22 protein-coding genes and 1 pseudogene are annotated in these 20,307 nt (G+C 31.1%); 9 read left to right on the forward strand and 14 right to left on the reverse strand.

Annotation, left to right across the window (positions count from 1 at the left end; all coding sequences use genetic code 11):
• Nucleotides 1-153: 153 nt before the first annotated feature.
• Together CKL_RS11155 and CKL_RS11160 are read right to left on the reverse strand one after the other, a co-directional pair.
• The gene (locus CKL_RS11155; protein ID WP_012102617.1) at nucleotides 154-375 is read right to left on the reverse strand and encodes a DUF2179 domain-containing protein; all 222 of its coding nucleotides are present in this window, start codon (nucleotides 373-375) and stop codon (nucleotides 154-156) included.
• 2 nt (nucleotides 376-377) lie between these two features.
• Nucleotides 378-1,385, reverse strand: a complete 1,008-nt coding sequence (locus CKL_RS11160; protein ID WP_012102618.1) for a CPBP family intramembrane glutamic endopeptidase — start codon at nucleotides 1,383-1,385, stop codon at nucleotides 378-380.
• Nucleotides 1,386-1,570: 185 nt separating this feature from the next.
• On the opposite strand from CKL_RS11160, the gene CKL_RS11165 reads away from it, so the two are divergent.
• The 4 genes from CKL_RS11165 (at nucleotide 1,571) to CKL_RS11180 (ending at nucleotide 5,009) form a co-directional block, all read left to right on the forward strand.
• Nucleotides 1,571-2,866: an IS30 family transposase gene (locus CKL_RS11165; RefSeq protein WP_012620620.1), complete on the forward strand. Its 1,296-nt coding sequence runs from the start codon at nucleotides 1,571-1,573 to the stop codon at nucleotides 2,864-2,866.
• Nucleotides 2,867-3,250: 384 nt separating this feature from the next.
• Complete coding sequence (locus tag CKL_RS11170; protein WP_012102621.1) at nucleotides 3,251-3,466, forward strand: helix-turn-helix transcriptional regulator; 216 nt, start codon at nucleotides 3,251-3,253, stop codon at nucleotides 3,464-3,466.
• A 3-nt stretch (nucleotides 3,467-3,469) separates the two neighbouring features.
• Nucleotides 3,470-3,805, forward strand: a complete 336-nt coding sequence (locus CKL_RS11175; RefSeq protein ID WP_012102622.1) for a hypothetical protein — start codon at nucleotides 3,470-3,472, stop codon at nucleotides 3,803-3,805.
• Between the two features lie 166 nt (nucleotides 3,806-3,971).
• The gene (locus tag CKL_RS11180) at nucleotides 3,972-5,009 is read left to right on the forward strand and encodes a polysaccharide deacetylase family protein (RefSeq protein ID WP_012102623.1); all 1,038 of its coding nucleotides are present in this window, start codon (nucleotides 3,972-3,974) and stop codon (nucleotides 5,007-5,009) included.
• Between the two features lie 101 nt (nucleotides 5,010-5,110).
• On the opposite strand, the gene CKL_RS11185 is transcribed toward CKL_RS11180, so the two are convergent.
• From CKL_RS11185 to CKL_RS11195, 3 genes are all read right to left on the reverse strand, one after another.
• Complete coding sequence (locus CKL_RS11185) at nucleotides 5,111-6,781, reverse strand: sigma-70 family RNA polymerase sigma factor (protein ID WP_012102624.1); 1,671 nt, start codon at nucleotides 6,779-6,781, stop codon at nucleotides 5,111-5,113.
• A 512-nt stretch (nucleotides 6,782-7,293) separates the two neighbouring features.
• Nucleotides 7,294-7,488 carry a hypothetical protein gene (locus CKL_RS20810; RefSeq protein ID WP_155814027.1) on the reverse strand — a complete coding sequence of 65 codons (195 nt, stop codon included), beginning with the start codon at nucleotides 7,486-7,488 and terminating at the stop codon, nucleotides 7,294-7,296.
• 54 nt (nucleotides 7,489-7,542) lie between these two features.
• Nucleotides 7,543-7,740: an alpha/beta-type small acid-soluble spore protein gene (locus tag CKL_RS11195; RefSeq protein ID WP_012102626.1), complete on the reverse strand. Its 198-nt coding sequence runs from the start codon at nucleotides 7,738-7,740 to the stop codon at nucleotides 7,543-7,545.
• 527 nt (nucleotides 7,741-8,267) lie between these two features.
• Here CKL_RS11195 and CKL_RS11200 point away from each other — a divergent pair.
• Nucleotides 8,268-8,438: a Spo0E family sporulation regulatory protein-aspartic acid phosphatase gene (locus CKL_RS11200; protein ID WP_012102627.1), complete on the forward strand. Its 171-nt coding sequence runs from the start codon at nucleotides 8,268-8,270 to the stop codon at nucleotides 8,436-8,438.
• Between the two features lie 280 nt (nucleotides 8,439-8,718).
• Here the strand turns inward: CKL_RS11200 and CKL_RS21565 are convergent, their stop codons facing one another.
• The 5 genes from CKL_RS21565 to CKL_RS11220 form a co-directional block, all read right to left on the reverse strand.
• Nucleotides 8,719-8,844 (reverse strand): hypothetical protein, encoded by a 126-nt coding sequence (locus CKL_RS21565; RefSeq protein ID WP_278184162.1) that lies wholly within the window; start codon nucleotides 8,842-8,844, stop codon nucleotides 8,719-8,721.
• Nucleotides 8,845-9,217: 373 nt separating this feature from the next.
• Nucleotides 9,218-10,090 carry a DMT family transporter gene (locus tag CKL_RS11205; protein ID WP_012102628.1) on the reverse strand — a complete coding sequence of 291 codons (873 nt, stop codon included), beginning with the start codon at nucleotides 10,088-10,090 and terminating at the stop codon, nucleotides 9,218-9,220.
• 35 nt (nucleotides 10,091-10,125) lie between these two features.
• The gene (locus CKL_RS11210; protein WP_081427980.1) at nucleotides 10,126-10,419 is read right to left on the reverse strand and encodes a proline racemase family protein; all 294 of its coding nucleotides are present in this window, start codon (nucleotides 10,417-10,419) and stop codon (nucleotides 10,126-10,128) included.
• 282 nt (nucleotides 10,420-10,701) lie between these two features.
• A complete protein-coding gene (locus CKL_RS11215; RefSeq protein ID WP_012102630.1) occupies nucleotides 10,702-11,586 on the reverse strand; it encodes a permease prefix domain 1-containing protein in 885 nt (294 codons plus the stop codon).
• Nucleotides 11,587-11,589: 3 nt separating this feature from the next.
• Nucleotides 11,590-11,925, reverse strand: coding sequence for a PadR family transcriptional regulator (locus CKL_RS11220; protein WP_012102631.1), 336 nt, complete (start codon nucleotides 11,923-11,925; stop codon nucleotides 11,590-11,592).
• A gap of 194 nt (nucleotides 11,926-12,119) precedes the next feature.
• Here CKL_RS11220 and CKL_RS11225 point away from each other — a divergent pair, with 194 nt between their 5' ends.
• The 3 genes from CKL_RS11225 to CKL_RS11235 are packed head-to-tail and all read left to right on the forward strand — an operon-like array spanning nucleotide 12,120 to nucleotide 15,707.
• Complete coding sequence (locus tag CKL_RS11225) at nucleotides 12,120-12,764, forward strand: TetR/AcrR family transcriptional regulator (protein ID WP_012102632.1); 645 nt, start codon at nucleotides 12,120-12,122, stop codon at nucleotides 12,762-12,764.
• A 1-nt stretch (nucleotide 12,765) separates the two neighbouring features.
• Nucleotides 12,766-13,464 carry an ABC transporter ATP-binding protein gene (locus CKL_RS11230; protein WP_012102633.1) on the forward strand — a complete coding sequence of 233 codons (699 nt, stop codon included), beginning with the start codon at nucleotides 12,766-12,768 and terminating at the stop codon, nucleotides 13,462-13,464.
• Nucleotides 13,464-15,707 (forward strand): ABC transporter permease, encoded by a 2,244-nt coding sequence (locus CKL_RS11235; protein WP_012102634.1) that lies wholly within the window; start codon nucleotides 13,464-13,466, stop codon nucleotides 15,705-15,707. The genes CKL_RS11230 and CKL_RS11235 overlap by 1 nt, the downstream gene beginning before the upstream one ends.
• A gap of 48 nt (nucleotides 15,708-15,755) precedes the next feature.
• On the opposite strand, the gene CKL_RS11240 is transcribed toward CKL_RS11235, so the two are convergent.
• Nucleotides 15,756-16,298: a flavodoxin domain-containing protein gene (locus tag CKL_RS11240; protein WP_012102635.1), complete on the reverse strand. Its 543-nt coding sequence runs from the start codon at nucleotides 16,296-16,298 to the stop codon at nucleotides 15,756-15,758.
• 205 nt (nucleotides 16,299-16,503) lie between these two features.
• Between CKL_RS11240 and CKL_RS20815 the strand changes: the two are divergent.
• Nucleotides 16,504-17,894: pseudogene (locus CKL_RS20815) on the forward strand (HAD-IC family P-type ATPase).
• 166 nt (nucleotides 17,895-18,060) lie between these two features.
• On the opposite strand, the gene CKL_RS11250 reads toward CKL_RS20815, so the two are convergent.
• The 3 genes from CKL_RS11250 to CKL_RS11260 form a co-directional block, all read right to left on the reverse strand.
• On the reverse strand, nucleotides 18,061-18,246 hold the full coding sequence (locus tag CKL_RS11250; protein ID WP_012620626.1) for an H-type small acid-soluble spore protein: 186 nt from the start codon (nucleotides 18,244-18,246) through the stop codon (nucleotides 18,061-18,063).
• A gap of 114 nt (nucleotides 18,247-18,360) precedes the next feature.
• Nucleotides 18,361-18,846, reverse strand: coding sequence for a GNAT family N-acetyltransferase (locus CKL_RS11255; RefSeq protein ID WP_012102640.1), 486 nt, complete (start codon nucleotides 18,844-18,846; stop codon nucleotides 18,361-18,363).
• Between the two features lie 230 nt (nucleotides 18,847-19,076).
• Nucleotides 19,077-20,306 (reverse strand): ABC transporter permease, encoded by a 1,230-nt coding sequence (locus tag CKL_RS11260; RefSeq protein WP_012102641.1) that lies wholly within the window; start codon nucleotides 20,304-20,306, stop codon nucleotides 19,077-19,079.
• Nucleotide 20,307: the final 1 nt, after the last annotated feature.

Here is a 20,307-nt window from a genome sequence, read left to right on the forward strand (position 1 = left end):
AGCACAATTCATGCCAATGCACAAATGTTGGATTTACTTGTATCTAATATATGTGCAAAATTCAAATATGGGAAAAAATAATACCATAATGGGAACAATGAAACTGATATTCCCACTATGGTATATAATTAAATTCACCCAAACTCACACTTATTATAAAATACTTGAATTGAATCCCCTGCCATCTACTTCTGAAGCATCTATTATTGAGATTAAAGCATCCCTGTCTATTTTCTGTACCCAATACTTAAACTGGGGCAGTCTCGATATATGTACTATACAGTATATAACTTTTCTCTCCCTGCCTGTATTTTCCCTATTAAATAGAGTATTAATTTTCACACTAATCTCCCCATTTTTATTTATTTTAACCATGTTTAATGCAACAATATTTTCTCCAAATTTTCCCCATTATACTCTTTGGTAAATATAAATGGTAAAAATACCACACCACATATAATTATATTCAACACTAAAGATTTAGGTGTAAATACTATTCCACTTAAATTGTTACTCGTAAGCGCCATGGAATTATTTATCAAATGAATAATTATAACCGACCAAAGATTGCCTGTCTTCATATAGGCAAAACCAAAAAAAATTCCAATAAACATGCAATAAAAAATATGAAATATTACACAGTAAACAGGAGTCTTGGGGCTATAAAACATAAAGCAAAGAGGTAGATGCCATATTCCCCATATAATTCCAAGTACTATGACCCCAAATCTTTTTCCAAATAAAATTTGAAGCCTTGGCTGCAGATATCCCCTCCATCCCAGTTCTTCTCCAAAAAAAATTACAAAGGATATAAGAATACTAAGCAGTACATTAAAAGGAAGAAATCCTAAAATACTTATACTCTTTTTTATACTTTCAATAAAATTACCATAAAACGCTCCATTTATAATTGATATTAAAAATTGAATTCCTATAAATGCTAAACATAAGATTAAAACTTTCTTAAAATTCTTTTGAAAAACCATATTGATTCTTTCAAAGCAATTATCTTTATTATTAACTATCAAGGAGAAAAGAATGACACTAAATATATATACCAGTATATTTAATACTTTGGATACATACTTAGGAAAGATAAAAACTCCACCAATTAAAACAACTATAGACAAAATACATAAAACAATATAGATTTTTAAAAAATTACTCAAGGTTCTATGTATATTGTCTTTTTTATGGATAATTATTAATATAATAGCCACCAAGGCAGGATAAAGCATCTGCACCAATCCAAAACTTGACATGATATCTTTATCAAGGTGCTTGTACACCCAAAACATAAGTATTCCCATGGAAAATGTAATCACAAAGGTGGTTAATAAAAAGACTACTATTTCATTTTTAATTCTAACCAATTCTATTTTCATACTATTCCCCCTAATAATTCTTACTGCACTTAGTCCTGCAAATTAAATAGTAAGTATATTATATCATTTTATACAATATTTTGCTATTCATCTGTAAGTGATCCATGTTTTGAATATCCTGAATTGTAAAACGAATTGCAGCCCATTAACTTTATTTGAGTTATAAAATTTTAAGTTAAATATATATGTCTAATTTTTTTACCTATGAAGAAAGACTTGAGTTGCAGAAATATCTGAAAAAAAGTCTTTCCTTTAAAGAAATCAGCTGCAAATTGGATAAAAATCCAACTACGATATCAAGAGAAGTACGTAAATACTGTTCTGAAGTTGCCACCGGTTATCCTGGTTTCCCTTTTAATTCCTGTAAGAATCGTTTTAACTGTCGAATGAAAAAAGTTTGTGGCAAGGAATGCTCCAGAAAATCAGATATCTATTGTAAACTTTGCACTTCGTGCAATGACAACTGTTCTCAATTTGTAGAAGAGATCTGTACCGCCAGATTCAGAGTTCCCTACGTTTGTAACGGATGTGAAACGATTGGTAAATGTACACTTTTGAAGAATATTTACGATGCGGAGCATGCCCATATTAAAGCTTATGAAGCTATTTCAAAGTCACGAAGTGGCTTGTGTGTATCTGAAGATGAAATCAGCAGACTTAATAAGATTATTTCACCTCTGGTTCAAAATGGTCAGTCTGTGAATCAGATCTATATCAATCATAAGGATGAACTGATGTGCAGCGAAAAGACCATTTACAATTATATTGATGCATGCCTGTTTGATGTCAGGAACATTGATCTTCCCAGAAAAGTTAAGTTTGGTGAGCGATACAAGAAGCCTGAATTTAAAGTAGATAAAGGCTGCCGCATCGGTCGCAATTATGAATCATTTGGAACTTTTATGGATAAGAATCCTGACATAGCAGTAGTACAAATGGATTCTGTCATTGGTAGTAAAGGGGGTAAATGTCTTTTAACTATTCATTTTGTAGAATGCAGTCTTATGCTTGCTTTTTTAAGAGAAGCAAACACATCAAAATCTGTGATTGATGTATTCAATCAACTTGATAGTACCCTTGGGAAAGACTTGTTCAGCAAACTATTTCCAGTTATTCTTACTGATAACGGAAGTGAATTTTCTAATCCCAAATCGATTGAATATAGTAATACATTTCCTTTGCTGCGTACGCATGTATTTTACTGTGATGCGGGAAGTCCCTATCAAAAAGGAGCTATTGAAGTAAATTATGAACTTATACGTCGTGTACTTCTAAAAGGAACGAGTTTTAATCAGCTTAAACAGGATGATATTAATTTAATGATGAATCATATCAATTCCTACAAAAGAAAAAAGCTAAATAATCGTAGTCCCTACGAAACATTCAGCTTTTATCATGGAAAAGAAGTTTTACATAAGCTTGGATGTGCACCAGTTGCCCCCAGTGATATCATGTTAAAACCTGCTCTTCTCAAAAAATAATAAATTTGCGTGCCGCCAACCATCTATTTGTCTAAGGAATAAAGGGGTGGATTCTCCGATTACAAAAAAATCGAGAGGGAGTTGACTCCTCTTTGGCATGCCTGTGATTATTATAATACTCCAATAAAAGTTGAAGATCAAACTGCATTTGTTTACAAAAGTGGCTTCTCGTTTACAAAAACTGTGATTCCAGTACAAAAGTGGCATTTCGTTTACAAATATTCAGTTGTCGTTTACATATATTGCTTCTCACTTTACAAAGTGGCTTCTTACCTTACAAGTAAGTTTTTAGTTCAATAATCTACAAGCACACTTGTCGTTTTGATAAGTATACTTGACATAGATATTATCATATGATACCATCTAACTAATGGAGGTGTTACTTTGAACACTAATATAAAATTGAATAATCGTTTAAAGGTTGCACGTGCTGAACTTAATATTTCTCAAGGTCAGCTTGCCAGTATGGCTGGAGTAAGCCGTCAAACAATAAGTTCTATAGAAACAGGCCAATACTGCCCCAGTGCTAAATTAGCACTTATTCTTTCAAAATGCCTACAAAAAAATTTTGAAGATTTATTCTACTTGGAGGAGGAATAAAAAATGTTTAAAAAAAGTAACAAAGAGAATGAAGGTACCCCTATTTACGGTATTGTAGATGAGAGGACAAAAGCTATTGTATATCGTGGAGATGCTTATACCGGCAGATTTATGTTGTTTGCAATTCTCATAGATGCCTTTATAAGGGGACTGCACTTAAATAGTTCGTTTATATCATCAAACTGGGATTTAATATTAATTGTAATAATTGGAGGCTTAATATCGACAATTTACCAGATTAAAAATAAAGTTCTTTCCTATGGCTCTTCTGCCCGTGCTTTTATTGCCATTGCATTATTTACAGCACTTATTGCATTTTTAATAATATCTTTTTTATAATTACACCCCTATCCATCAGATTTAAGTGGTAATTCCAGCATTCGTATAAAATAGTTTATATTTTTGTTATATTTTAGTTAGTTAAAATTAAGAAATATGTTGTAATATAAATCATATAAGGTATTTTATACGCATTATGGTTTCATATGGATAGGAGATAAAAAGAATGACGAGAAAAAATAAAAGAACTAAACGTATTAAAATTTTAAGAAATAGATGTCTGCTTTTGTTAGGGACAGTTGCAATTCTTATTATATCATATAAAAGTTATAATTATTTTCATATCAATAAGATAAAAGATGGTAAAATAATATCTACTGCCCAATTAAGCACAAATAAAACTTATAAAAATGAATCTTTTAAAAAGGCTAACGAAAATAATGACCAATCAAATGACAATAAAGAAACTAATATTAAAGAAAATACAACTGAAAATAAAGACGATAGTACTAATAAGAGTAATTTATCTAATAATGTAGAAAATAATACTGATGGTAATGTATCAAGTGATGGAAAACAATATGCTTATGATGCACAAAAAGTAAAGGATATACTGGACAACAAGTTTGAAAGTGATGGTGAAAAAATTGCATTTCTCACTTTTGATGATGGTCCATCTACTTCTGTAACACCGCAGATATTAAATACATTAAAAGATTATGGTGTAAAAGCTACATTCTTTTTAATAGGACAAAATATACAAGCAAATGAAAGAAGCAAGCAATTAGTAAAGCAAATATTTGAAGATGGACATGCTATTGGAAATCATACCTATTCTCATAACATGAGAAAATTATATCCTGGAAATAAGCTTGATGTAGATTATCTTATGGGAGAAGTTGAACAAACTGATACCGATATAAGAAATATTGTTGGACAAAGTTTCAATACAAGAATATTTAGACTTCCCGGAGGATATATGTCAAGAGTATATTACAATGATCCTAATCTAAATGAACTTAATGCAAGATTAAAAGAAAAAAATATGTATAGCATAGATTGGAACGCCTATGACTTTGACGCAGAAGGTAGATGGAAGAATTCACAAGAACTTTTAGAGTATGTAAAAGAAAGTGTGGGCACAAAAGAAAAAGTAGTTATATTAATGCATGATACTTATGGTAAAGAAGAAACAGCTAAGGCATTGCCCCAAATTATAGAATATTTAAAAGCTCAAGGATATGAATTTAAAACAATTAATTAAAAATTATTTTTGACGAATTTTTGACGGCAAAAATAGAAACTCTAACTTAAACTTAAGTTGGAGTTTCTTATTTTTATATTAACATTAAGTTTTATTAAATTCTACTTTAGTTCAATAGTAAATCTGAACGCATTATTTATTTTATAGAAATTCTCTAATCCCATAGTACCTATTTTATATTTCTTATTTTGAGAAATTCCCTTAAAGCACATCTCAAATTTATATTGATTCAAAGGATCTTCCTGAGTAGAAAATCTATTTTCAGGTTCGATTAATTTCCCTTGTTCATCGAATAAACACAATCCCTCAGACCCGGTTATAGGAATTTCTCCTTCTGCAGTATATGAGATTTTAAGCGTATCATTGTCCCGTTCAATATTGTTAACTATAAGTTTTCCTAAATTTCCTTGTGGTAATTCAAGTGGTAATTTATCTATATCATATGTTCTCGGGTCAGGTTTATAGTTATCATTATATTCAAATGGTATAAATGTTAAATATTTTGTATTCCTATTTATCAAACTATTAAAATGCATCTCTCCTTCAGATCCATCTGAAGAACCTCCTCTAGCTTTTATTTCATTTCCCTTGTCATCCAATAAAAAATAGTGCCATTTTTCAAGTGCTCCCTTGAACTCTACAGACGTAGATATAGGAGATACACTTATCCTCTTAATAAAGAGAGTATCTTCTCCAAGATTTATATTCTTGTTCATTTCATAACTCTTAGTTTCTTTCTGAATATCATTTTTATTAACCTTAATCTTAAACTTCCAGTCACCCTGCAGCTCACCTATTGATTTCACATCCATGTCTAAATAAAATGTGTCAGTAATATTTTCTCTCATTGTATCCAATTCTAAAACTGCATCATATCTTTTATTATTAACAAACTCCCCAGATTCTCCATATCCTCCTCCTAACCTTTTTCCATTTATCTTAAATTCTATTAAACCCATATTGGGATTTTTAACCATTTCATCTATTTTTTTATCACTAATTATAGAATATGAAATCCATATTTCATTGTTATCACTTACTATTTCATTAACTCTAAATTCAACACCTTTATCGTAAGAAGATAAGTTAACATTATTAGTATATTTTTTGTAGTTTGTATAATCACCTCTCAGCATTTGCATAGTTTGAATTATTGAATTCTGTATATTGGTTGCTAATGTTGGATTTACTATAGTAAAACTACCTAAACTTATTAATAAAAGTGCTACTGCAATATATTTTCTTATTTTATTAGGGTTTAATTTTTTCTTAATATTATTTTTTATTCTTTTAGAAGTAGCTTCATCTAATTCGAAATCTTCAATACTATAATTCTCTACTTTTACGTAATTTAAAAGATCATAATCCACTTCATTCATATTCATTATAATTTCATAAAAAGTAGTCATTTGGCTATTTCGAATTATCTTATCTTCTACGCTGTCTTTTTCCATACTTATATTCTCTTCCAACTCTATAGTTTGTTGATACTTACTAAATTTTCTCAAATAATCAATAGCTTTATATTTAGACACCGCTATTAGCCATTTATTGAATGATGTAACACTGGGATTATATTTTGATATGTTTTTCCAAACCCCGATAAAAATATCACTCACACATTCTTCAATATCTTCTTTAGTGGCAATATCATTCAAAATACCAAGTACAATTTTATAAACCAAATTCAAATATTTAGAATATATATAATCCAATGCCATCTCATTTCTACACTTTAATTCATCAATAAAATTATTTTCATTTATTTTCATTCTATGATACCTCCTGAAGAACTCTTCATTAAATAAATACGAATATTAATTAAATTTCTATCATAAAAAACAAAAAAAATCCCCCTTCTAGGAGGAAAATTTAATAATTAGTTTTTCATACTATTTATTTATCACTGTATTTACATAAATGTAATTACTTTCAATGTCTCATATACTATAAATTCACAGTCTATATAAAAATAATTCCCAAAAGTATTATACTAACATAATATAAATATTGAAATAATATATAAGGAGAAAATAAACATTGGAAAATTATTATTGTCCTTTTGACTATTATGATGATTACTATGACTATTTTAGACAACGTATTACTCCTGAAGTAATACAATCACATGTTGGGCAAACTGCACTTGTTGATATTAGGGGGCGTGGCACAGTCACAGCGCATATAAATGGTTACAATCGGCGTACGGACATAGTATCTTTAACCATATTTACGCATTCTGGTAACCAACCTATTCGTGTTCACCGCCGTGACATATTACGTATTACTCCAATTCATGTACCTCCACCTCAAGGCGGAAGACCCCCTCAGGGAAGGCCACCTCAAGGCGGAAGACCGCCCCAAGGAGGAAGGCCACCCCAAGGAAGGCCACCTCAGGGCGGAGGTCGATATTTAGCTGAAGATTTCGAGTAGTTATCTCAACTCCTTTTTTTACTTGAATGCGTAATTTATTAAACATCAAAATTGAAAACCTAGTAGGATTTTTTTCCCACTAGGTTTCTATTATCATACTTTATTTTAAACCCTGCTCATAAGCTTCAACCATTTTCTTAACCATGTTTCCGCCTATAGAACCGGCTTCTCTTGAAGTAAGATCTCCATTATATCCATTTTTTAGATTTACTCCTACCTCTCTAGCTAATTCCATTTTAAATCTATTTAAAGCTTCTCTAGCCTGTGGAACTACTAAATTATTACTGTTACGTGCCATAACCAACACTCCTTTACATAGTAATTTTTACTGCTTATACTTAAAGTTTGTACATTTCTATAAAAAATACTCCAGGTAATTGGATGAATACATGGAATATAAAAACTATTCTGTAATGTAACATGAATATTATTAATTATCAGGCTACACTTTTCTTATTCATGGTCATTTATCGTTAATAAGAATATCCGATATAATATAAGATACGTATTGTTAAAAAAATAGTATGATTATTACTCAATCATACTATTTGGAGTGTGAATTTGAAAAAAATTAAATTATATTGGTTGTAAAAAATTAATTAAGGCAATTAACCTTATAAGTATATGATATATGATTTTATCATACATGTAAATGATTTCAGATATAAATATTTATATAAATCAATCGAATATATAATTTAAGTACACAAATATTTAGTATTTAAATTTTTATTGAAATAGAGGAACTACCAAATTATAGATAATTCCTCTATTTCTTGTTTTAACAGCATTTTATTAACCTTAAAAAAGGAGATGAATGTTTTTATGAAAAAAATCAAATTAATACTAAGAGAATTAGAAAGACAACGAGAGCTACTTGAACAGAAAATGAATGAAGGTAAAGATTTATCTAACCCTGAAATAATTAAAGAAAGTCAAAAGTTAGATTTAATTTTAAATGAATATGCAATTGCCATTAGGAATTTAAAAATATAATTATAAATTAGCAGAGTATAGATTAATTTCTATGCTCTTTTTAGTCCTACGACATAGCTTCTATGTGGTAATAAAAGTAAAACCTATCAGAAAAATCTCTGCTAGGCTTTACCTTTATTATCTGGAGTGTGAATTTGGAAAAATTAAACTTACATTAGGTTGTAAAAAATTAATCAGGAATGTTGACCTCATAAATATATAATATACTATTTTACAATATATGTAAATAAGTTTTAGGCAAAAAATATAGTGACCTGTTAAGACTATTAATAAACTATCCTTATATTAAAATATTTCTTGCTCCATCTTGAAATTCATATTTACTCATAGCTCCTTCTAAGGCATTATTAAAAGCTATATTGTAAAACTCATCCACTTTGTCTAGAGTACAATAATCATGTGACATCCGAAATATTTTTTTCCTTTGTGTGAACTTTAAATAATAAACATTAATATAATCAGGGAAGGAGAGGTGCTAACCTCTCCAAGGGATAATTACAAGCAAATGTTTTAATTTCATCTAAGGTTATTCCCTTAGAGTACTTATAATTATATACGGTATTTGTTACGGTCTAATGTCATATATAACAACTATTTGTAAACAAATTTCATTATTTTATAAAAATAAGATAAGCACTAGTTTTCCCAGTGCCTATCTCCCACATACATATATATAGTTTAATTTTATTTACGGTTTCCCGCATTGGTGGCTATATTTAAAGGCCATAGCCAAACCCTTTTGGTACCCCTATATACCCATGTAACTCAGAATTCTGTATCTATTCATACCTAGAATACATATACACTCCACCAATGACAATTATACTCCCTATAATTTGTGAAATCTGTGGGATTTCCCCATAAATCAATGCTGCCAGTATGGAAGCAAATACCGGTTCTAACAATTTAGCTGAAGATACATAAGAGGGACTTAAATACTTAAGACACCAGCTAAATACACTATGGCCTAATAATGTACAGGAAATGCCAAGTAAAAGTCCAAGAATGATTTCATTGATTCCATACCCATAAATTGGCGTATAACTTATAAAATCAAATATAATAAGTGTAATAAAACATGCACTATAGGTTACAAATGTGTATACCGTGGTGCTAAGATGATCCCTTTGTTTCCTTCCAATTAATGTGTATACTGCAACCATAACAGCTGCAAGCAGTGCCAGAGCATCTCCATACAATACATTTTTTCCGCCGCCATAATCATTTGCGGCAATTACTATACTTCCTAAAAAGGTAATTATAATTGCAAGTATTCCATATCTATTTATTCTACCTTTAAATACAAGCACAAATCCAAGGGCAGAAAAAATAACTTCCGTACTTACGAGCACTGTGGAACTGGCAACTGATGTGAATTTCAAGGATTCAAACCAAAGTGAAAAATGGACTGCCAGGAAAAATCCGCTTAGTATATTCCACAAAATATCATCTTTTTTTAATTTTAGAATTTCTCCACGAAATTTCATTCCTATTAAAGGAAACAGGATGAGAACTGTCCACCCCAAACGATATGTAGCTATAACCAGGCTGGGAGCATTTGAATATTTTATAAATATGGATGAAAAAGATACTCCAAATACTCCCATCAACAAAAGTACTTTAGGGTTAATTCTAGTCAATTGTTTTTCCAAAGCTTTTTCTCCCCTTATCAAACATTTCTTCTAATTTAAATAAAGCTTGTTTTCATTTTATCATACCCTTTTTCAATAAGAAATCCATATTCATGAGGATCATAATTATTTAGGATAAGTTTATTAAGACCTATTTTACCCTTTTCATAAAGATGGACCAGTTTTGCACTGGTTCCAGTACCACAGGGTGAGCGATCTACCTGTGCATCTCCAAATATAAGAACATTTTTTAAATTTGCTTCTGGATTATGGGACATTCCGTAAAATTCAACTAAATCTACTGTAGTTATATCAAGATATGGATGTGTAATCTCTATTGACTCATTGATTTACATGTTCAAATATCCACCGCTGTCCATAAATTATGCTTTTTCCTTTAAGAGATTCTTCAAAGAATAATCAAGATAAAATATTCGATGCTGAAAGACAAATCATACTTAACCTGGCTGATAAAGAAAGCTGTATTATTGTAGTCTAAGAGATCATAAAAACTGCATGAATATATTCATATATGCTCCAAAAGAAGCACGTTTTGAAAACTGTGTAGGGCTGAATCCTGTATTGAACAGGACTTAGTCCTTTTAATTTACCCCTAATAAGTTAATATGCCATCAAGTTTTACTTCTTGAACTCATCCAGAATTCTATAAGCACCTCCCCAGCAACTGCAAACAGAAATACTACCCAGGAGTATTTAAAGCCAATTACAAAGCCAAATACTACAAAAAGCGCTGCTGCAAATAACCAAAGTGCTCCAGACAAAAGCCCCCTTTGTTCCATAACTTTGGGATCCTTATAGACTTTAGCATAATTTTCCCTCCACACTTTTTCTCTTTCCAGTACCCAGGGTTTATGTCTATCCTTTTCAGTAAGCAGTAGAAATACCAGCACACAAAGTCCCGGGATCACAAAAGGTATAAGACTTCCAGATACAGATTCAAGCACCATTCCTTTCATAAAATACAACGTAGCCGAAATACAAGCTCCAAAGGCAATTGCAGCTGATGAAATTCCATATACCAGAGCACGCTTCCACTTCATAGGAAAATCACTGTCCGTTTCCTGGGTAAGACCCAAAAATACAAACATAGCTGTGGAGATTGAAATAAATACCGATAAAATAGATACTCCCGTAGATATATCACCTGTACTAAAATAAGCAGTAAATGCAGAGATTATTGCAAATAGTGCAATAGCACCTGCAATTACATACCCTGCAGCATGTTTTTTATCAATTGGTATTTTTGAATGTACATACATCTTGTCAATTACCTCCTTTCTCTTCTGGCGGCTGATCTGATCTGCAATCTCAGTAATATCACCTAGTTCAGCCGATGCCTTATCAAAGGCCTGATCAGGAGAATCACCCTTGCTTTTAAATTCTTTAATACGCTCCTGCAAATTGATTGCAATTTCTTCCTTAAAATCCTTAAGTTCTGGGGTATCTTCATAATCTTGAAATAACCTATCTATATAAACCTGTACTTTCATATCCATTTATCATTCCCCCTCCAACAATTTATTGAGTATTCTCTGTGAAAATTCCCAATCTTCTTTATTTTGTCTGTACAGTTCCTTTCCCTTTCCAGTAATTCTGTAGTATTTACGGCGCCCTCCCTGGGATTCATCTCCCCAATAAGCAGTAATATACCCACCCTGCTCCAGCCTTCTATAACTTGAATACAAAGTTGCTTCTTTTAATTCAAACTGATTCTCAGCTTTTTCCATAATTGCTTTATGAATTTTATACCCATAACTGTCTCCTTTAATCAAAATGGATAAAACAATAGTATCTGTATGTCCCCGCAGTAGATCTGATGGTGTTTTTAAGTCCATCCTATCACCTCCCATTGTATTTCTTTGATTGCCCAATTACAATATATATCAAACTACTATGACTGTCAATATACTTTGATGGAAATTATATATTTTGAAGATTTATTACAGTTTGACTTATATAAAATTAAGTATTATAATGTGACTAATAAGTCATATGACTTATTAGTCACATTATATGGAGGTATAGTGTAATGCCAAAAAAAACATTTTTAAATTTGGAAGAAAAAAAGAAAGAAAACATAATGCGTTCTGCTGTAAATGAATTTTCAGAGCAAGGTTTTGAAAAAGCAAATGTAGGTAATATAGCTAAAAACGCCAATGTATCAAAAGGTAGCATATACCAGTATTTCAACAATAAAAAAGAACTATTTTTCTTTTCAGTAAAATGGTCTACAGATTTTATCGGTAAAAAATATGGTAACCATTTTATCTCTGATAATAAAGATATAAATATTTTTGATTTATTCCATAAAAATTCTAAATCCCTGTGGGTTCAGATGAGAGAGGAAAGAAAACTTATAATATTTGTCCAGGATGTATTCCTTGGAAAATATAAAAATTTAACTGATGAATCCATGTCCTATATGATGGATATTTTAAATGAATATACACTAAAATTAATCCAAAATGGTAAAAAAAATGGTTCTATAAGAAAAGACATAGATGACAACATGCTTTCCATATTCATTACAGCGGTATCCATGGGATTTAAAGAACACATGATGAGAAACTCAAGGGAAAATGGAAGAGATATTATAGATGAAGATTTTGAAATAAATGAGAAAGAGATTAAGTCCATGATTGAGCTTTTAAAGAATGGAATGGGAGGAAAATAAAATGTTCATGCAGGTTAATAATTTAAAGAAAAGCTATAAAACAGGTAATATAGTTACTCCTGTCTTAGACAATGTAAATTTGTCTCTCGACAATGGGGAAATTGGTGCAATTCTTGGTCCTTCAGGCTCCGGCAAATCCACTCTGCTCAATATAATAGGCGGACTGGATTTTTGTGATCATGGATCAGTTATAGTAGATAACACAGAAGTCACCAAACTTTCGGATAAAAGGCTTACTGAATATAGAAGAAAGAAAATAGGATTTATATTTCAGTTTTATAATCTTATACCCCACCTCACTGTAGGTGAAAATATTGAAGTTGTTTCAAATATAAGCAAACATCCATTGTCCACAGATGAGATATTAAAGGATGTAGATATGCTTGATAAAAAATACAGATTCCCAAATGAACTCAGCGGAGGTGAGCAGCAGAGAACTGCAATTGCAAGAGCTATAGTTAAAAATCCATCCCTTCTTTTATGTGACGAGCCTACAGGAGCACTGGACTTTTTAACTTCAAGGGAAATATTGAAACTGCTGCAGAAAATCAACAGAAATTTTAGTACAACTATACTCATGATAACCCACAATGAAGCTATAAGTTCCATGGCCCATAGAATCTATAAAGTGAGAAGTGGAAAAATTTTAGAAAACAAAATAAATAAAAATATAATTCCTGCAGAAAGGATTGAATGGTAATGGTCATAAATAAAAAAATTAAAAGAACCATTATGGAAAATAAGTCACAATATATGGGTACTCTGCTGCTTATCATTTTAAGCTGTGTTCTATTTACTATGTTCAACTTGCTTTCCAGCAATATATCAAGTATATCATCTTCTTTTGAAAAAAACTACAACCAGGAAGATGCAGATTTTATTTTGGATAAAAGATTAAACAATCTAGATTCTCTTAAGGCAAAATTCAACATGGACATAGAAGAGACTTTAACAGTTGATTATACAATGTCAAATAACAACATTCTTAGGACATTCAGTCAAAATACAAAAATAAACATTCCCGCAATCATTGAGGGAAAAAACTTAAATGGAAATGATATTCTGATTGATCCTGCTTATGCAAAGGCAAATGCTCTCAATATCAATGACCACATAAAAATCTATGGGAAATCCTTTAAGATATCAGGCTTTATGTCACTACCCAACTATATATACCCTCTGAAATCGAAAACGGATTTAATAAATGATCCAAATAGTTTTGGAATAGGGGTAATAAGTAAGAAGGATTTTAGTAATTTTAAAGGCGAAAACAGTTTCTATAGTATAAAATTTAATGACAGTGAAGGAAATGTGGATTCTAAAATACTGCAGTTTAAAAACTACCTAAAAAGTCAAGATATAATTGTACTTCAGTGGACAAATACCAGTGAAAATCCAAGAGTAACCTATGTAAGTGCAAAGCTCAACAGCATAGATCAAATAAGTTCCTCCATGCCAATTGCCTTATTACTCCTAACCTGCATACTCACAGGAGCTGTTATATGGAGGATGCTAAAAAAGGAATCTGCAATTATAGGAACCCTTTATGCTCTTGGATATAACAAGGGGAAAATCACAAAACACTACCTTATGTATCCCCTACCCATTGCATTTACAGGTGGACTAATTGGAACCGTACTTGGAGCCATCTTCTCAAAACCCATGGTCAATTTAATGCTTCAGTATTTTAATATGCCTATGGACTCCATAAACTTTACCGCAAAATATATAGTATCAAGTATCCTTCTACCTGTAATTTTTCTAGGAACTTGCAGCTATTTTGTAATAAGATCCACCCTCAAATATTCTCCCATACAGTTGATAAGAAACAACTACGGGAAAAATAAGGTAGGCTTTATGGAAAGAAAATTAAAACTTGACAGATTCAAATTTTCCACCAAGTTCAAGATCAGAGAACAGCTTAGAAACATACCCCGAAGTATATTTCTTTTATTTGGTGTTATATTTGCAACAATGTTTCTGCTCTTTGGATTTGCCGCCAAAAGTTCTATGGACTATCTTATGAAGGATGCTTTCAATGAATCATTTAAATACAATTATGCCTACATTTTTAATTCTATCCAAAGTGGAGAACCTACAGCAGGTGAAGCCTTTTGCGAAATACCCTTAAACTTGAAATATGACAACAAGATGAATATCACTCTATACGGAATAAGCCCCAATTCAAAATACGTTTCATTGAAAGACAGTGCAGGAAATAAGTTGGATACGGATAAAGTTATTGTCACAAGACCCCTTGCAGACAAACTTGGATTAGGGCCAAATGATACTGTAAATGTTATAAACAAGCTTGATTCAAAAGAATACAACATAAAAATAGATGATATCGCAGAAACTTATTTGGGGCAATATGTATATATGCCAATAGAAAAATTTGATCATATGTTTGGCTATCTACCTCACAGCTATATGGGCCTTTGGAGTTCAGACAAACTGAAAATTTCAGAAGACAAGCTACTTACTACTGCTTCAGTGGAGGATATAAAAAAATCTTTTAATGCAATGATACAGCCCCTTAAATTAACCATAGGCTCTATATCAGTTATATCCTTCATAATAGGTCTCATAGTTATATATGTAGTAACTTCTTTAATCATAGAAGAAAACAGAAAAAATATAGGACTGCTTAAAATATTGGGATATAGAAAAAAAGAGATTTACTCTCTCATATTAAACAGTTCTTCACTTATGGTTTTTGTAGGTTATATTCTGGGAATACCACTGATCCTTGTATTTTTGAACTCACTATTTAATTCTGCAACCAAAGATATGAGCATTTCATTTCCTGTAACTATAAACTATATATACATCATTTTAGGGTTTATCATAATATATCTGACCTATGAATTGTCCAAAACTCTAAACAGGAAGAAAATCAACAGAATTTCAATGACTGACTCTCTAAAATCGGAAAATGAATAAAAAATATATTCATGAAAAGCTGCTTCAAAAAATTTTTAAAGCAGCTTTTCATGATTTTTCCATAATTGAATTAACATAAGTTATTATTTCATCTATATTCTTCTTTCTTGTAAAATCCACTGGTTTGTCATATACGGCAAGCATACCTATTTCATCAGTTGTCAATTCTTCTTTCTTTTTATTCTTTATCTTCCATTTCAGTAATGTCATAAGAAATTTATCAAAAGTGTTCAATTTACTATAATTAAATCCTCCCCTTAAATAAAAGAACTTAATATATTTTTGTTGATCTAAAGTAAAATTTTTACCTTTAACTTCACTTATTACACTATCTCTTGGTGGTGATGCCCCTGTTGCAAAAACAACTATCTTTTTATCTTTAAGTTTATCAATATTTTTTGTTATTAACCCTACCCCATTTATACCTACTGCATACAAACTCCCTCCATAAATTATGATATCATATGCAGTCACCATATTTATAGTAACTTTTGATATATCAAAAATATCAGCTGATAACTCTTCTGCAATCCATTGTGCATATTTCTTTGTAAAACCTGTTTTTGACTTGTATATTACCACGGTTCTCATTATTTACACCTCGTCATAACCTAATACACCCTTACTTACAACTGCAGTTCATTTCTAAAATAATAATATCATTACATATATCCATTTACAATAATTTATATATTCCAATTTTAAGTAATCATTTATTTATCCGAAGCATCGAGTTTCTTCCAATGGATTAAAGGATTTAGAGGTAGAAAAAAGGCACCAGGAATATGGATACAACATTTTTAAGCAATGTTGAAAGTGCTCTAGTCATATTTGCAGTTATAATTCTCAATTCAATTTTAGGTACTATACAGCAGGTTAAAGTTGAAAAATCACTGGATAGTTTGAAATCTCTCTCCTCCCCTAGAGCGAAAGTGCTGAGAAATGGAACACAGGTAGAACTATCTTCTAGGGAAGTTGTAGCAGGAGATACATTGTATCTAGAAGCAGGAGACTATGTAAGTGCAGATGGCAGAATAATAGAAAATTACAGCATTCAGGTAAATGAGAGTTCACTTACAGGAGAATCAGAAAATGTGTTAAAAACAACAAATACAATAGAAGAGGAAAATGTACCTATTGGACATAGAAAAAATATGCTTTTTTCCGGCAGCCTTGTAACCTACGGAAGGGCAGTTATGGTTGTAACCAGTATAGGTATGAATACGGAACTTGGAAATGTAGCTTACCTTTTGAAAAATACTGAGGAGAAAAAAACACCCCTTCAGATAAATTTGGACAATTTCAGCAAAAAACTTTCAACCATCATACTTATCATATGTGCTTTAATCTTCATTTTAGATGTATTCAGAGGATACTCAATCGTAGACTCCATAATGTTTTCAGTAGCACTGGCAGTAGCAGCCATCCCGGAAGCTTTAAGCTCCATTGTCACTATAGTTCTTGCCCTGGGTACTCAAAAAATGGCCAGAGAAAATGCCATTATAAAAAACTCAAGACTGTGGAGAGACCGGGAAGTGTTCCCGTAATATGTTCAGATAAAACAGGAATTCTGACACAAAATAAAATGACTGTAAAAAAACTATATGTGAATCATAAAACATTGAATTTCAAAGATTTAGATATGAACAACAACATAGAGAAAAAATGGGTATAACAGGTACGGAAGTATCCAAAGATGCAGCTTCTATGGTTTTAACAGATGATAATTTTGCCACCATAGTAAAATCAGTTTCAAACGGAAGAAATATAAATACTCCTATTCTAACAAAAACTTTTGGAAAGGAAATATTGACTTAATGTCCAATTATTGCTTTATATACCATAATTTTCTTCTGTATAGGATTAAATATGGGAGACAAAATACTTGCAAGTACCATGGCATTTTCCACATTATGCCTATCAAGACTATTCCATGGATTCAACTGCAGATCTAAAGAATCAATTTTTGAAATTGGCATATTTTCCAACAAATACGTATGGATTGCCTTTGGATTAGGACTAGTACTTTTAAATTCAGTGCTATTTACACCTTTATTGAGGAATATATTTCAAGTTAAAGAACTCACCCTAAATCAACTTGGCATTATATACCTGATGTCTTCCATACCTTTTATATCGGTACAAGCTTACAAATTTATATTTGTGAAGTCTACAAAGACCCTTTAGAAACATTCAACATAAAATACCCGCTGCTAGCTAGTGGGTATTTTATATATCAGAGATAGTACTTTTCAATTTTAACCTATTAAACTTAAGTATCTTATACTTTTCTACCACAAGAGTACAAGTCTTTATGGAATGAATTATAAAAACGTTAAAGGTCAAGATAACATTATTCTTTTAAATCTATAATATTTACACTAAAGTGTTCATTTGTATTTAAATCCTTAACCTGTATCTTATCATCTTTATCCGTACTTATACTTTCAAGCCACACAGGATTATTTTTATACTTTACTTCTATAATTCCTTTAGATTCAAGTATTTCTTTCACTCTATTTTCATCCAAGCCTATCATCTCCTATATGTAGTTTTACATATAAATTGCTGAATTATACTCCTCACAGATTATCTTAATAACTTTTTTAAAGATGAAAAAGAAATTATCATAAGCAACAGAATAGTTTAATACTTATACCATAATCTGATAAACATTAATATCACAATATTGTCCAAATTTATACCCTGCTTCTTTAATTTTCCCACAGTAGGTAAATCCAAATTTTTCGTGGAGCCTATCACTAACTTCATTGCCTGCAGTTATAATAGATATGATTGTATGAATTCCATCAATTTCTTTCGCAAGATTAAGAATTGCTTCCATTAACTGTTTCCCGATCCCAATTCCTCTATAGTCTTTATGAATATAGATAGAAAGCTCCACACTTCCATCATACGCTTTTTTCTCTCTATAAGTAGACAAGCTTGCATATGCAATAGCTTTTTCATATTTTTCACATACCAATAAAGGATGTGTTTCAATATGATCATAAAACCACTGCTTCCTATCTTCTAGAGTTTTAGGTTCTAAATCAAAAGTTGCTGTACCATTTAATATGGCCTCATTATATATATCTAGTAAAAAAGGAATATCTTGTTCCTCTGCCTTTCTTATCATAAATAGCTTCCTCCAGTCTTATCCATATTTATTTACTTTATTACATCATGGCTATAAAAAATGTAGAGAAAATAACCAAATTATTGACTTTTGACAGTAGAACATTTCAAAAATCTATATTAATTATAGCAAATGAAGTCAATAAAGTTAATCAAGTTCTTCTAAGATTCAGGTGGAGTTTGCTTGTAAGAGCTGATCTACTACCAAATTTATTAATTTCAAAATAAATATTAAACCAATTCATGTTTGCAATAGGACAAAATTGTGAGGGCTACAAACAAAGGAATGGAAATAATCGCTGCGCCAGTTATTACATATGGTGCCCATAAACTAAAAGAACCTAATTTAAGAAAGGTAAGTCCCACAAGTTCACAGCCAAAACTATTTCCAAGACCTGTACCCCCAGATGGCAAAATCATTCTAATCCAATTCATAATATTGCTTCCGGAAATAGAACTAAGTATAAGGGGCAATATACAAAATACAACGCTTATTATAATTGAATTGGCTATATTCTTACATCTTGCAGATAAAAACAGTGTAAAGCTGACAACTGCAATAAGTGTCAACATGCCTGCCACTGCAGTAATCATCTGGGTTTCACCAACACTTATAGGAGGAAGACAGATAGCTTCTACACTTTGAAGTGATGCCTTTAGACTATCCCATCCAAACACCTTGTTTTCAATAATACTAAATATAGAAATACAAATTGCAAAGGTTATGCTGCAAATCAAAATAGCAGAAATTACTTTACATACAGAAAGTTTTACTTTGCCATATTTAGTACACCTCAATATACTATCTGCTCCTGTCTGATACTCTGCAGAGAATATTGGTGCAGTAATAAATGTGCATATAATTACTAAAAGAAAAATCAATATAATAAGATAGCTTCCAGCATCACTGCTGCCATAGCCATATATGAATTTAAAAGGTTTATCTACTTTTTCATACATAGAAAGCGCCTTCTTTTGTGATACAGGATCCAAAACTCCATTTTTTATCTGTTCAGTATATTTTTTATAGAAATTTGCCGCAGCTTCTTCGGGAGAAATCTTACTTAAATCTACAGGTGCCTTTGTATTTGGGTCTGCATATACACTCTCCAACCGATCTATTATATATCGAACCGGAAGTATCTTTTCATTATAGATATCTTGGGGAATATCCTCACTATAAATACTTCCATATTTCTTTGTAACTTCCTGGTAATTTTCAACTGCTTTATGTATTTTATCTGGTGTAATCTCTCCCTGTACTATAATTCTTTTATTTGCTTCTATGGCCTTTGTTCCAGAGGTGTTTACAATTTCTCCAATTTTATCAATATAGGTATAATGAACATATGATATGGGAAAGTATGACATAATTCCAGTCAATAAAATAGCTGCCAACAGCAAAATCCATGTTGAACGAGTTATTAACACCCTCTTCAATTCCAAATAAAAAATGCTCATA

Origin of the sequence: Clostridium kluyveri DSM 555 (assembly GCF_000016505.1) — a bacterium.
Classification (GTDB): Bacteria; Bacillota; Clostridia; order Clostridiales; family Clostridiaceae; genus Clostridium_B; species Clostridium_B kluyveri.